At 37.5% G+C, this 14,375-nt stretch carries 13 protein-coding genes; 11 read left to right on the top strand and 2 right to left on the bottom strand.

What is annotated here, in order from left to right; all coding sequences use genetic code 11:
• The first annotated feature begins 243 nt into the window (after window positions 1-243).
• Together M1L62_RS00125 and M1L62_RS00120 are read left to right on the top strand one after the other, a co-directional pair.
• Window positions 244-1,191 carry a hypothetical protein gene (locus M1L62_RS00125; protein WP_254410965.1) on the top strand — a complete coding sequence of 316 codons (948 nt, stop codon included), beginning with the start codon at window positions 244-246 and terminating at the stop codon, window positions 1,189-1,191.
• Complete coding sequence (locus M1L62_RS00120; protein WP_254410964.1) at window positions 1,160-1,918, top strand: hypothetical protein; 759 nt, start codon at window positions 1,160-1,162, stop codon at window positions 1,916-1,918. Before M1L62_RS00125 ends, M1L62_RS00120 begins: the two co-directional genes overlap by 32 nt.
• A 17-nt stretch (window positions 1,919-1,935) precedes the next feature.
• Here M1L62_RS00120 and tnpB read toward each other — a convergent pair whose 3' ends face one another.
• Window positions 1,936-2,094, bottom strand: coding sequence for an IS66 family insertion sequence element accessory protein TnpB (tnpB, locus tag M1L62_RS29655; protein ID WP_374760282.1), 159 nt, complete (start codon window positions 2,092-2,094; stop codon window positions 1,936-1,938).
• A 1-nt stretch (window position 2,095) separates the two neighbouring features.
• The gene (gene tnpA / locus M1L62_RS00115; RefSeq protein ID WP_254410963.1) at window positions 2,096-2,404 is read right to left on the bottom strand and encodes an IS66 family insertion sequence element accessory protein TnpA; all 309 of its coding nucleotides are present in this window, start codon (window positions 2,402-2,404) and stop codon (window positions 2,096-2,098) included.
• Between the two features lie 629 nt (window positions 2,405-3,033).
• On the opposite strand from tnpA, the gene M1L62_RS00110 reads away from it, so the two are divergent.
• The 9 genes from M1L62_RS00110 to M1L62_RS00070 all read left to right on the top strand — a co-directional run bounded on the left by M1L62_RS00110 (window position 3,034) and on the right by M1L62_RS00070 (window position 14,375).
• Window positions 3,034-3,861, top strand: coding sequence for a M12 family metallopeptidase (locus M1L62_RS00110; protein WP_254410962.1), 828 nt, complete (start codon window positions 3,034-3,036; stop codon window positions 3,859-3,861).
• On the top strand, window positions 3,806-5,014 hold the full coding sequence (locus M1L62_RS00105; RefSeq protein ID WP_254410961.1) for a phage exclusion protein Lit family protein: 1,209 nt from the start codon (window positions 3,806-3,808) through the stop codon (window positions 5,012-5,014). The genes M1L62_RS00110 and M1L62_RS00105 overlap by 56 nt, the downstream gene beginning before the upstream one ends.
• 25 nt (window positions 5,015-5,039) lie before the next feature.
• Window positions 5,040-6,572: a hypothetical protein gene (locus M1L62_RS00100; protein ID WP_254410960.1), complete on the top strand. Its 1,533-nt coding sequence runs from the start codon at window positions 5,040-5,042 to the stop codon at window positions 6,570-6,572.
• A gap of 866 nt (window positions 6,573-7,438) precedes the next feature.
• A complete protein-coding gene (locus M1L62_RS00095) occupies window positions 7,439-8,293 on the top strand; it encodes a restriction endonuclease (protein WP_254410959.1) in 855 nt (284 codons plus the stop codon).
• A 16-nt stretch (window positions 8,294-8,309) separates the two neighbouring features.
• The gene (locus tag M1L62_RS00090; protein WP_254410958.1) at window positions 8,310-9,686 is read left to right on the top strand and encodes a HEPN domain-containing protein; all 1,377 of its coding nucleotides are present in this window, start codon (window positions 8,310-8,312) and stop codon (window positions 9,684-9,686) included.
• A gap of 969 nt (window positions 9,687-10,655) precedes the next feature.
• Window positions 10,656-11,861 (top strand): IS110 family RNA-guided transposase, encoded by a 1,206-nt coding sequence (locus tag M1L62_RS00085; protein WP_254410957.1) that lies wholly within the window; start codon window positions 10,656-10,658, stop codon window positions 11,859-11,861.
• A 589-nt stretch (window positions 11,862-12,450) separates the two neighbouring features.
• Window positions 12,451-13,008 carry an antirestriction protein ArdA gene (locus M1L62_RS00080; RefSeq protein ID WP_254410956.1) on the top strand — a complete coding sequence of 186 codons (558 nt, stop codon included), beginning with the start codon at window positions 12,451-12,453 and terminating at the stop codon, window positions 13,006-13,008.
• Window positions 13,009-13,202: 194 nt separating this feature from the next.
• Window positions 13,203-13,964 (top strand): hypothetical protein, encoded by a 762-nt coding sequence (locus tag M1L62_RS00075; protein WP_254410955.1) that lies wholly within the window; start codon window positions 13,203-13,205, stop codon window positions 13,962-13,964.
• 135 nt (window positions 13,965-14,099) lie between these two features.
• A complete protein-coding gene (locus M1L62_RS00070) occupies window positions 14,100-14,375 on the top strand; it encodes a helix-turn-helix domain-containing protein (protein WP_254410954.1) in 276 nt (91 codons plus the stop codon).

Genomic DNA, 14,375 nt, shown 5'->3' with positions numbered 1-14,375 from the left:
AGGAGAAAATTGAAAAATTGGAATTAATATTTAAAAATACAGTAAAGTAATGATTATTTTGCATTGTTGACTTGTCTGCTGGATTAAAGCGAAGCGTAAAGAATTTTGAATCACTCAGTCCCGGCGACTAGCTTGATGCATTTATTACCTACTAGTACATTGGTCAGTGGTTTTAACGATTTTGTGTTAGTTTACTTAAAGTCTCATTTTTTACGTATACTTGTTTTCAGAAATTCAACAACCATGCCGAGCCCTACGATTGAAATTAAGATTACCAAGGAAGTTGATGGTTCAGATCTCGATTTGAATAATATGTCCTTACGCGCCGCAAAGTCGCTTGTAGTAATTTTGGAAGCTCTCAATAGGATGATAGATGTTGAAAGTAGTGCGGAGAATAGAGCTGAGTCGGATGTTAAGATTTCAGTAAAAAGTGGCAGCGCATGTGTGGCAATAGTTGGTGAAGACGTTAGAGAAATTCAAGCTAACATCATTGATGTTATTAACAGAGATTCTCAAAAGGGTACCTATTTAGAAGAGGTAAGAAATATACAAAAGGTAATAACTGCCAATGGACTAACTTACGAATCCTCGTTTCAATTTGATAATGAGACTTATGATTTTGTTGAAATTCTGAAATCGATTAAACCAGTTAGATCACCCAGACGTAAAAATGATGACAAATACTATGACATAAAATTCATTACCGGTAAGCTTATTGAAAATGGGGGTAAAAAACCCAATATTCATGTAGAAGTTGAAGGTGTTAAACAAAAGATATCGTGTGATGAAAAGCAAGCTCAGAAGGTCAATAATTTGCTTTATAGCACAGTTATGTTATCAGCTTGGACTGGCATGAAAAGCGATGGCAAGATCTATTATGAATTTTGTGACAATTACTTAACAAAAGACTTGTATGACGAATTTAGGCTTGAAATAGCAGAAATAATGAATGGCACGGGCACCGAGCCTTTACTCCGTATTCATGAGAAATTTAAAAATCTTATTGTTAATCAACGATTTGGTGAGGCAAGAAAGTTTGTTAGATTATTTACACACCATCTAGTAGATAAGCATAAGATGAGAAGCATGCTAGTTGCATCTAAAGCTTTTAAAGAAAATGGTCAGTTTAAAGATCTCATAAGTATAATTGTTAAGCATCTTGAAAATAAAACTGGAAAGAAACTATTTTAAAAATATAAAATTGGTGACCCTCGAAACGATAAATAGAGATTTAATCTTAATTGAAGATGGTTCAGAATTGTTACCAAATACAGTTGCGGTAGCGATTCATGTTGATGAAAACGGGATTGGAATTCACTCCGCAATACTGATTGGTGTTGATGGGAATTATTCTTTATTTCACTTTACAGCAGTTGAAGTACTACTTGAAGCGCCAGCTCCGGTAGATCAGTGGTACTTTTGTAAAGAATTAGAAGTAATAGATGGAGATGAATTTAGCATAGATTTTCTCGCTCATTGTCAAAATATTATTAAACAACAAGATCCCAAGTTTGGCTATCGTTTTGATGGATCTTACTATGATCAGGATGGTCTGCATTTTACAACAATCGAACAAGCAAATTACACAACGTGTGTTGGTTTTTGCATTAGGGTAATTAGTGGATTCCTTCAGGATAACGATGAATATTTTAAAACAGATGATTGGACAATCGAATCGACACGTGATGCACCCATAAATTATTTTAATAAGTTCTACAGCGAATTTCATGCAGAATTTCCAGATGTATCTGAAGAAATCTTTTGGGAGTCTTGTAAGCGCATATTACCGGTGGAATACACCGCATCTGCTTTTTTTAACTCTTTGCCAGTTAGGAAGAGGAATATTGATGACATAGTTAATAATGTTCAAGCCGCCTTAGCACACAAGCGTCTAAATATACAGAGTGATGCAGCATAGTAAGTAAGTTATTAAATTTACAGATTTAGCTTGCCCAGAAAAACGAAGACATCGCCGCTTGAGGGATCAAAACCCAATTCATTCCGAACCAGGCCAGCTAGGATATAGATCCCAAAACGCATGTCCGTCGGGCTCCGGTATAGAAAGTACCGGCAACTGTGAGATAAAGCCAACATATTAAAGAATGAGCTTTCTAATAAATGATGCGTCCAGAGAGCCGAATAGCTCTATACGTGCTCCCGATGGAAAACTAATGGCCGCCAGCAGATGTTGGTTTTGTTCAACTACACCCGGCTGTTGAACCGGTATCTGGCTGAACCCACGGGTGGGTGCCACAGGCGCAACATTCTTGTGTCGGAATTTCTTAACCCAGTAATTAAATTTATGATATCCCATGCCATTCTGATTGCAGAAAGCCTGTTTACTTATTCCTTGCGTTTGCCACTGATCATACAGTTCACGCATTTTTTCTGTCTCATTTTTCATGAAACAAGATTACGAACTCTATCAATTCAATAAAATATGGGTATCATCGGACGGATACATATTAATTGCTCACAGTAATCCTATTCAGGACAAGAAATTGAAGTTATTATTTGTTGATTACCCATTAGGATGTAAGTAGAACTCTAATAGATTATATATTTTTGATAGTAGGTCGACTGCCGTTAAATAAGTATTTTAAAAATTCAGCTAGGGTAAAACCTTTTCTTTTTATATTGATTGAAGTTATGTTGATCACTCTTGTGGAGATAAAATACACTCCAAGTAGAATCGAGTTTATTTAAGGCCACTATCCAGCGATTGAACTCGGGGCATAGCTTAATATTCCAATTTGAAAATATGCAAAAAATCGAGACATTACTTTGACTTTTGCGGAAATAGTAAATATTGTCTATTGAAGGAATGGTTCTGCCTTATATCAGTTGCTCGATAGAAGAACTTTGTTACTAAAATTTGTTTGTTTTAAAAGCTTGTATTGAACAAGCATGATTAATTAAACTGAACTGATTATTCATATATACTAAAAAATTATTGTGAAAATGAACTGTGAATTAATCTTTATAAGTGGTTAATTAATATTCAAAAAATAAAGTAAACCTTCATATTGAGAGATGTTAAAACTACAAGCGTTTTGGTGTTCATTCGTAGTCTGTTTAGTACTCGTGTTGCTTACTGTATCTTGTACGTCAAAAAATAACTCTGACTCGCAAGAAAAGACAAGTGAAATTGTGGCAAAAGACTCCATTCCTCCTCATGTGAGATTGTGTACGGAACTTATTCCAGATTCATACATTGATAAAGTAGAGGGGCTTAGTGCTGGGGTTTTATCAGCCACTAGGTGGAGATGGGCACCTGGAAAAAGCAAAGTGATTACTGTAACGTTTATTGATGGAGTTCAAAGTATTCAAAAACGAGTTCAAAATATTGCCTCCGCTTGGGAGCCGTTAATCGGAGCCAAATTTATGTATGTGCCTAATTCTCAAAATGCCGATATCAAAATTTCTTTTGCTCAAAAAGGGGTTTCATGGTCATCGATTGGAACCGATTCGAAAAATAGGCGTCCTTCGATGAATTTTGGGTGGTTGGAAGAGGAGGAAATAGATTCATTATTTCAAAGCGTTGTTCTTCATGAGTTCGGCCACGCTATTGGATTGGTACATGAACACCAGCTGCCTAATGGAAACAAAATTAAGTGGAATGTTGATTCTGTATATGCTTACTATATGGGCTATCCAAATTTTTGGAAAATAAAGGACATTAAACTAAACATTTTTGATCGTTACTCCCAAAACCAAATTATAGGTGGAAAATATGATCCACTTTCCATAATGATGTACCACATTCCTGCAAGTTTAACAGAGGATGGTTACACTACACCGATAAATGTACGAATTTCAAAAGAAGACAAAAGAACTATTACAGATGTATACTTACGTTAATCATATTTTATGTATTCTCTGTTTATGTTTTTCTTCCTGTAAACGAGCGAATTTTGAAGCACCAAATAGAGACAAATTTGGATTCATTGATTTAAATTCAATGAATTTCTGTGCCGCATTTGATGTGGGCGATTCGTTAAAAATGAAGTATGAGCTTACTTTACCAAGCAAAAAAGCGGTAAGAATTATTGAATCGCTTCAGGATTTTTCCGGTATTGAGCAAGATCTAATAATTTTCCAGGGCAACGTCCCGAACGCCTTGGCCACGACTTATGAAGATAAAAAGATCATAATTTATAATAAAGACTTTATTGAGGATGCGGATAAGCTTTCCAGAACTGACTTCTGGCAATCAACATTTATTCTAGCGCACGAAATCGGCCATCACCTCTATGGGCATGTTCTTTCTAATGATTCGACAATTCGGTACAGGCAAGAATTGCAAGCGGACAAGTTCGCAGGATTTTTACTTTACCGCATGGGAGCAAAACAAGATCAGTCAACCTGGATTATGATTTCAAGTTTGTTACAAGATTCTCGTGTGAGTATTACTCATCCTCAAAAAGCAGTGCGATTTACTGCAATTATAGATGGCTGGCAAAAGGCATTTGATCAAGCATTTACCATTCCAATTCCACCACCGCCAGACTTCGATCCTGACGACCCCCTAAATTTTTTTGATAATAATTATTTCAATTGCTCAGAATTATTGTCGGACTCATCAATCTATCGATTCCACTCTGAGTTTATGAATGGATGCCAACTTGACAGTATCATTAGCAATGGATTAACTGGTTTTGAGCAAGACGATGAGCTAGTTAGCGAAATGATCCTTCGGGATACGTTAACGGGAGTAATTTTAAACCTTGAAGAAGCAAAATATGACGAAGATTTGGGATTTCTCGTAAGTTCAGATGCGAGAGTTAGGATAATTGGCTATCAAAAGAACTTTAACCCTAATCGCACAAATCTAAATGTATATGTAAAAGGCATAAGTTGTCCGGATCCGAGGGAAGGGGCCTGGAATTATTTTACAAAAGTATTGAAGCCAGGTCAATGGATTAAGTTCAAACTCATCGTAGAAAATGCAACGGTAATCACACCAACTTATCGACTATCTTATCTTTCATTCATTGCACCTCCAAAAAAGTAAATGGATCTTTCAAACATTAGAAATTATGAATAAACGTCTACTACTTCTTTTGGTATTCACATTAAGCTGCCTTTGCGTAAGCGGTCAGAAGTCTCTGGCCATACGTGGAACTAGGGTCACAGAAAATAAAATATATTTAAATTTAGATCGGAGAAAAATTGAAACCTTCCAAAATCCAAATAATGAAGCTGGTAAAGAACGATGGAATGGGAGTGCTCATTTTGCTATTAATAGTAGGACCTGTAATATTTTTGTAAAATGGCTAAATCCCCTCCATTACACGCTTAGCTGGTCCGACTCTATATATGTTGACGAAAACGACGCAGCCGTGAAAGCCTATTTTGATAATCTCAAAAATTTATTTGTTTCAAACGAAAAAAATATCGCCAGCGAGAAAAAAGAAAGCTTATCCGCTGTCAGGGCGTCAGGCTTGGCCGCTCCTGTTCCGGGACAAATTACCTATCCGCCCGACGGTTTCAACAGTGTTGAACTAACAATTTTATATCTTCATTTAAGAACTGCTTCATTGAGTGCACCGGAAATCGCAGCAATCGATGCGTTAACAACTAAGATCACTGTTCTTGACGAGCTGAATTCGCAGAATATTACAAGAGATATAGCATCAATTTCGGGCAAACTATTTGGTGTTGAGTCTGCTAGTGATATGAATATTGCAATTCCTGAAAGTAAGAAATCGATTTCTGAAATTGTGAAATTGGTCATTACTCCCACCCAAAACTCTATTGAAAGCATTCCAACCGAACTGGCGAAAATTAATTTGGCTGATAAATTGACTGAACGATACCTAAAGAACGAAATAACTCAATTTATAAAGCAAGCAACGGTGAGCCTTGCAGCAAAAAAGAACCTAGTGGATAAATTTGATCCAATATTTAAATTGATTTCCAACTCATTAAAAATACCTGGTGATGTTCCGATTCGAACACCTTCATTGTATTTAGTGGGCTCAGAAGAACATCTCATAGCAAGAACCGAGTATTATGAAGGAAGAATAATAGAATTAGAGGATGGTAAGGAGATTCAAACTTCTTTAACTCTAATCGAAAACGAGTTTGACTCCACTGCCGTTCAATTGAAAGAAAAGCAGAAAACAAATCTTGGAAAGTTAATATTTAAAAAATATGATCCCATAGCTGTTTTCTTAAGTGTTGGAGGTTTTTGGTCAAACACAAAATTGGCTGGTTTTGGTGTTGATGATAATTTAAAGATTACCGAGGAAGAAATTATTAAAGACACCTTTGTTTCAGCAGCTTTTTTAAATTTCAGTTTTGGACCTAGTCGATATATGTCTCCTCTTGTGCAATTTGGTGTGGATCCGACGAAAAAAAGACCATTTCTACTATTAGGAAGCGGACTTTCAATACCGGTGGCTAGAATTGCATTTTCCATAGGAGGTGTCTGGACTTGGCAAGCTACACTTCAAAAATTAAGAGCAGGAGACATTGTAAAATCCACTACAAATTTGGAACAAGATATTGCCTACAGGTTCTCTGGTAAGCCTCGGGGGTGGTATTTTGGGATCCAGTTTGATTTCTAGCATATTATGTTTAAACCCAAACTGCTTCAGTGGGATATTTAAATAGGCTTCATCGATGAGATACCATCTGTTAAATATTCCAATCCAGTCTTGATATTGTTTCTCCTGCTGTTTGAAAAATAATGCCATTTGCCTTCTGAGTCATAATTGAGTCGAAAATACGTTTTAAGAAATCGTGAATTGGCTCAGGCTCGAAAGTTGGGCTAAAAGTTATGTATGTGTATGCGTTTACATATAAGTTTGGCTGAATTTCCTCCCAATTGTGGCTCGTAATTATTTTATGTAGCGTTGCGGCATAGTGTTCCAGACTATCCTACTCATCTAATGCCAAATAAACAATAAAGGTGTCTCCGATAACTTGGAGTTTATGTTGTTTTAAATCTGCCTTCTCAATCAAATTTACAATTATCTAGTCAATCGTTCGAATCTCTCTATTACAATATTAGAATATCCCTTTTTACTAAAAATCAAATGCCTTCCTTGGCTCAGAGATGAATAGCCATTCCTAATATAAATTATTGTGACATTACTTTATGGATGTCAGCTTTAGCTGCAAATTCATAGATTTTCTTTATTTTCAAAATTTCGACTTATTATTCGGTGGTTAAACTGAACGCTGAAAATTATTATTACGCTCTGTCGACATAGTCGAAGACGGATCAGCAGACTTTGACGAAGACTTTAAATCTCAAATGCTCTTATTTGAATGACTGATTCATACAAAACTATAACATTAACCGTCAATATTAGAAGCAATTTGGTGATTCTGATATCTTTACTTTCATAATTTTAACTCTTGAGATTAGGATAGCCTTGGGATGTTATCAAAGCTCACACAATTGAACCAAATATAGAAATATCAAATCATGAAACTAAATCAAGTGAGAAGCGGAAAGCAATACGAAATTTACACCAAGCTCATTTTTGAAAGTTTCTTGTCTCGTTCGCCCGAAGTAGAAAATATCGCTCACGATGTTAAACTCTTGGGCAGATCGGGAGTTCGACATCAAATCGATGTCTATTTTGAGCAGATCATTAAAGGGGAACGAAAAAAATTTGCCGTCGAATGTAAAAATTTAGGAAGAGATGTTGAATTGGGAATGATGAGGGACTTTTATGCGGCGATTGAGGACATTGGAGATCTTACAGGAATATTCATATCTAAGACAGGATATCAAATGGGGGCCGCAAACTACGGAGATAATAAGGACATAAGAAGAATGGAACTTCGAGCGCCAAAATTGTGTGATTGGGAAGGAAGATTAAAGAATGTGACCGTTGAGATATTAATTACTGAGCCGACAAACATTCAAAGAAATGTTAGCTTTGATAACGATTGGCTGATCGAGAACTTTAATAGGCTTCGTGAACAGTTGGAAAAGTACAAAGGTGTTATTAGTATCGATGGATTAAATGAACAATTGAGCATTTGTGATAGGTCAGGTGGCAAGATAAAGTCGTTTCTTGACATGGATAACGAAATTCGATTAGTCAGCCGTGACGATGGAAGTTATACCCACGAATTTTTGTTTGATGATGGATATTTATATCACTCAGATATGGGATGGTTGAAAGTTCATTGTGTAGGCTATAAATTTGACTGGCTTACTACACATGTGGAAACAGTAAGTATCTCCGCAGATGACGTTGTAGATGCGGTCTTAAAAGATATAAGTTCTAATGAGATTGAATTTATAAGATTTGAGCCTAGATTGTCTTAGTATTTCAATAATCGTTATGTTATCACTAGATCCAAATAAAGTAAAATTTCTCAATCAGGAGAGCGTAAAGCTCTTAAACCTAGTGGAGGAGGTTAGTTCTAAAAAAGGGCAAGGGTCATCAGAGCATCAAACCGAAAATTCGCTCGACAGCAAAATTGAAGTGATAGTACCAACCATTGTGACTCCTATCGGACCTTTAATGGAGTACACCGAAGATACTATTACTAATACAATCACAAGTGCATTTGAGCTAAATGGTGAGAGAAAGTATGGACTTGGAAAAGACAGTATTCGTGGAGTCTATAAAATGGTGGAAAATATTCTGAAAGAAAATAGCTTTAAGAAATATGTGAGCAAGAGCTTTCTTGTAAAAAAAACTCTTCAATGGATTTTCAGTGCTTATCAAAAAAAACAAATTGATGAGGAGTATTCTAATTTTATTTTATCAGAATCAACACAGGAATTAAAAGATCACAAAATTCTATTCTTTGTTGACAAGATTGAGATTTCTGGTATTTATCATTTGGGAAAATCTACTTTATTCTATATGAATAAAGCATATATTGATAAACTTGAGATACAATACAAAAGTGAGAAAAGAGACGAAATTCAAAGTGATCCGTCCTATTTTGCTACAATTCGGAAGTTATATCAGGGAAAAGTATTTGTGTCTACAATAGTTCGTGCAGAAAGAGAAAAGGCCGTTGAAAATGCATTGAAAGAATGCTCTATATCTATTGATATTCTAAAAATCTGTAGTCCAACACTAAATTTTCCAGAATATCCAATCCTTTTTGATATCGATAAGAATGCGAAGCGAAGTTATAACCATGAATTTTTGCAACAGGATATAGTGAAACCTTACAGTTTTAACATAACTGGACAGCGAGATCAAAGGTTTTATACGTTGAATCCTGATACTTGGCAAAATTCACTTTTGAATCAGATTGAGATCTTTCACAACTTCCTGATTCAACGCGGTAGTAACGAGATATCTTCCCTCATTGAAATTTCAATAACTAGATTTGCCGATGCCCTGTCAAAAGAGAATCTCCATCAAAGAATAATTGAAATCTTCACAGTTCTCGAATCGTTGCTTTTAAAAGATGAAACATCTTCCATAATTGAAAGTGTTACAAAGTACTGCTCAAAACTGGTGACTAAGCATATGGATGAGCGAACTGAAATTATTGAATTGTTAAAAAAAATGTATAAAGTTCGAAGTAGCTTGATTCACCATGGGCTGAATAAGGATTTTGATATCGAGGATTTAAAAAAAATACAGATAGTTGTAATAATACTCCTTACAGTTCTGATAGCAAAGTCTACGGAGCACTCATCGAAACAATCTATACTACAAGAGATTGATGACGCGATAATGAATGCATACTAATTTAGAATCATTTTAGTTCTTTGAGAGCGATCCGTTCTATTGGCTCGCAACTTGGAGCAGACTCTGTCAGTTGGCGAATCGGTTGGACGACCTATTGCCAATCAATGAGAAGGAGACGAATCGCACGATACTGAAAAAATGGCTCTGCTGTAATTCATTTAGCTATTTGTCATTCATTCTAAGGATGCAGAAGTTTCATGTAGATGTAAATGCTTTGCCCGGTCATTAAAAATTAATCGCCTATCTTAACTCAAAGCGAAAAGTGACGGGTTTAGCCCTTGGCTGCAAATCCATGAGACGGTTTTTGCTTTGTAGCTTTCGCTGCGCTGTGGTGCAAGCGCAATTTTTGAATAAGTCAAAATCTCATCGATAACCGCTTCTTTCTCTTCCGTTTCATCTTCTTCAATTGATGCGGCACATACTCAACATCTTGAATCGGAGACAAAAAGAAATCAATGGACCTATCATTAATTGACGGAAAAATTTAGGAGCTTGTTGAAGCAGTGGGATTTCTTGACAATATCCCACTTGCAGCGGATCGTGAGCGAAAATTGCGAAAAGTTAGAGAGGGACTTGACAAGGGATCTATCAAGAAATGGACATAGGCTTGAAGAAATCTTGGATAAGATGGAAATTCCGAGATACTTGGGTTCTTCGTCAATTTTGATGAAGCTTTTCATGGATCCGGCACCAGTTACAATTAAAAATTACAACGAATTGCCATAATTCCCATGGAATGAGTGCCAAATGGCCGGAGTTTCGCACTTGTTTTAAGGCAACTAGATGCTTTAAATAAAGGCAAATACACATTTGAATCAATCTGGTCGACCAAAAAATGGTTAAAATGTCTCTTCAAGTTTCACCAAACCAGGATAAATTTGCGTTTTCACAAACACATAAAAACCAGTGAATTCAGATATTTCCATGCCATATACTAGAAATTTGTAATCCACTTAAATATAGGATAGCATGAAAGAGCGAACTGTCGTATGCGGCCTAGATGTACATAAGGATACAATCTATACCGCGCTTTACAATGGGAAGGACCATACGGAGGTGCAGAAGTTTTCAACTTTTGGCTGTGGCATCAAAAAATTATCGACCTGGCTACAGGATCACGATGTAAAAAAGGTAGCTATGGAGAGCACTGGGACGTACTGGATTCCTACATGGAATGAGCTGGAGGGAGCCGGACTTCAGTTAGTTTTGGTTAACCCTTGGTTCATCAAGCAAATGCCCGGAAGAAAAAGGGATGTAGCTGACGCCCAGTGGATTGCTACATTATTACATAAGGATCTCCTTAGGAGAAGCCTGGTTCCACCCAGATCTATCAGGGAGCTTAGAAACTACAGCCGTAAATTTGTACAGCTTCAATACCAGATTACAAGGGTCTTACAGCAAATGAATAAGTGTCTGGAATTGTGTAACATCAGAATCAATAACGTAATGACAAAGATGGATTCTGTTAGCAGCATAGGTATTATTCGCGCAATTGTCGCAGGAAATTCGGATCATCAAACGCTAATGGATCAGGTAAATGCAGCGGTAAAAAAGCGAAAGAAGGGAATGGTGGAGCAGGCATTGGAAGGAGCCATATCGGACGACCAGAAATTTTTACTTGAATTGGGTTTGCAACAATATGATCTTCTCCTTGACCAGGCATCCAGAATAGAGACCAGAATGGAAGAGCATTGCCAGCAACATTATGCTTCTGAACTAAAATTACTCCGAACTATCCCTGGGATAGGTAAACAATCAGGGATGCAGATAATTGCTGAGACCGGAGCTGACATGAATGCTTTTAGAAGCAGTTCGGCTATAAGTTCATGGGCTGGACTGCGTCCAAGAAATGATGAAAGCGCAGGCAAGATTAAAAATAACCACATAACAAAAGGCAATAATTATCTACGGCGAATTCTTGTGCAAACCTCGTGGAGTGCGACCCGTTGTAAAGAAAGTTACTTTAAATACAAATTTGAGCAATTACATAAGAGAATGAACAGTAAAAAGGCTCTAATTGCAATAGCCCGTAAAATGCTCACGGTGGTATGGAACGTTTTGTATAAACAGGAGCCTTATAATGCACATTATCAGCCTGTGTACAATGAACAAAGGGTTGCTGCACAAATAAGATATCATCAACAAATAATAGATAAATTAAACAGTTTAGGTTAAAATAAAGAAAGGCAGTGTCAATTTTTGATGGTTAAAAACCTCGTTCACCAAACCCGCCCAGATAATTTCCAGAGAACACAGACATAAGCTAATGATCAAGGATCATATGTTTGCAGGGGAAAATTACCAATGAAGGTAGCAAGTGAAATTGGAAGATATCAGCATTGGTGCCGAGAAAATAACACAACCTTTTTAATGCAGGAAAATCCAGCCTGCTGTGGAAATACTTTGCGCATTTCTAATCAAAGTACTGAATTGTTTTTAGGGGAAATTGACGAAGAACCTCATTGGTCCGGAATATCCAGTTAAACAAATTACTATAAAGCAACCCAGCCGCACGTTTACCAGTCAGTGCAAACGAAAGTTACGAAGTGAAAAGATGACGGTTTCAAGCCTTCACTTCGTCAGTCGGCTATTTACCGCGGCTGGGCGCCCCCGGCTGATGGCCGCTCCTTAAACCGCCGTCTGGGCTTGAAGCCAAGGGGACGAGCCCCGTCATTTTTCATTCGAGTGAGGCAAGCGATTGCCCTTTGGCACAAAGCCGGGGCGGCCCCGCCAGGGCCCAAGCTACTTCAAATGTCTTTCACGCATGAAAAATTCACAAAACACTCCAAAGATTTATGTAGGGACTTACGGAATGTACAACTCCGGATCACTTTTCGGAAAATGGTTTGATCTATCAGAGTATAATGATGCAGAAGAATTCTTCAAAGACTGCTATGAATACCACCGCAATGAATTTTTACCCGAATTAATGTTTCAGGACTGGGAGGGTATTCCGGATTTTCTGATTTCAGAGTGCAGTCTGCATGAAGGTACTTTCAGATATTTTGAAACAGTTTCAGAAATGGATGAAGACAGGGTAGAGGCTTTTGAGTTATACTGCTCGGATATTGTCTCTTGGCCAACCAATGGCAATGAGCTCGAAGAAACACTGGAAAATTTTAATGAAGCCTATCAGGGTTATTATGGAGGAGTCATGAAAGATCCTAAAACAGAGTTCACCTATCAATATGTAGAAGACACCGGAATGCTCGCAGGAGCGCCTTCGCTTTTGGAAAGATATTTTGATTATGAAGCCTTTGGAAGAGACTTGTTTCTGGATGGATATTCAGAGTATGATGGTCATGTTTTTCTTGACAGTTAAAATCAAGTTCAGGAGTCTGATTAATTACTTTCAGACTCCTGAATCATATAGTAAATACCACTCGCTTACGCCCTGTGAACCGATATCTGCACTTTCGAAGTGATATGCTAACTTGATTTTCAGCTGATTAATTTTCTATCTGCAATTGGATTTTTTAGTACCTGTTGGTAACTTAAATAAAAAACTGGCTTGCTATGAAAAAATCCTACTTTAAAATCAGAGACAAATTCGACTTTTCACCACACCGTTTTGAAATCGGTAATCCACTGATCCAAAGCTGGCATTTTAATCACAATCACCTTTTTAAGAAAATCTACAGTCTGCCCGCCTGTGATTATAACGCCTTTTACGATTATCATCTTCATTATTTTCTCGGGTCCAGCCCGGATCAGCAGCATGTCTTTTTTATAAACCTTTCAAGACTTACATCCGAGCGGATCGCGTATTATAAAATACAGAACCCGTTTTCTTCCAGACAGAAAACGTATCAATCGAATCTTCTTAAACTTGAATCCTTTCAATTGTTTCTCCGCTCCATCGATCAATGGCACGTTTTCGACCCACTTGAATCTGTGATCGGGGAAAAGAACCGTCTGATCGATCAGCTAACCGCGGAAAACGCGCAGTTAAAAGAGCAGCTCAAAGCGATGAAAGAATACGAGACGAGCGAAAAGATTGGCATTGTAGAAAACCACCTGGGCACTTTCGTTGATCTTCTTTTGCAAATGCAGGAGCTGATGCTGCCTGTGGAAAAGAAGGCGCTTCTCAGGGTACAGGGTAAAAGCGCGTGGTACAAACTGCTCTCCCGGTACTTCCTTCATGGCGGAAATCCTATCCCGATTGAGACCGCACGTAACTATTTTTCTGGAAAAGGCAGTGAGGTTACCATCAAAGGTACAAAGGTCAGGAATGAGCATAAGTTGTTTGTAATCAGCAAAATGAATGTAAATAAGTAGTTTTGCTATTTGACCAATGGACCCTTTTGGTCATTATTATTTGAGCTTCCCCTTGTATGTTTGCTTTTGATGATTTCTGGCGGTGGTACCCCGTCAGCGGTCAGGTTTATGTTCCATCCTTAAACAAAAGCAGTCATGCATGTAGCGTTGATCACCAGGGAAGACTTGCAACAGTTTAAAACTGAACTTCTCGAAGAATTAAAAACCATTGTTTCAAAAGCGAAACCGTCGCCGCACGGCAGGTGGCTTAAAAGTGCCCAGGTAAGGGAACTTTTAAAGATCTCGCCCGGAACGCTTTTGAACCTCCGTGTCAATGGGCATCTGCGGTACACCAAAGTGGGCGGCAGTTTTTACTACCAGTACGAGGACATTGAGCTCATGCTGGCAAACGGACCCTCTAAAAAGCGGTAA

The organism is Dyadobacter diqingensis (assembly GCF_024220585.1).
Lineage (GTDB): Bacteria > Bacteroidota > Bacteroidia > Cytophagales > Spirosomataceae > Dyadobacter > Dyadobacter diqingensis.
This window is presented reverse-complemented; position numbering and strand designations above follow the sequence as displayed.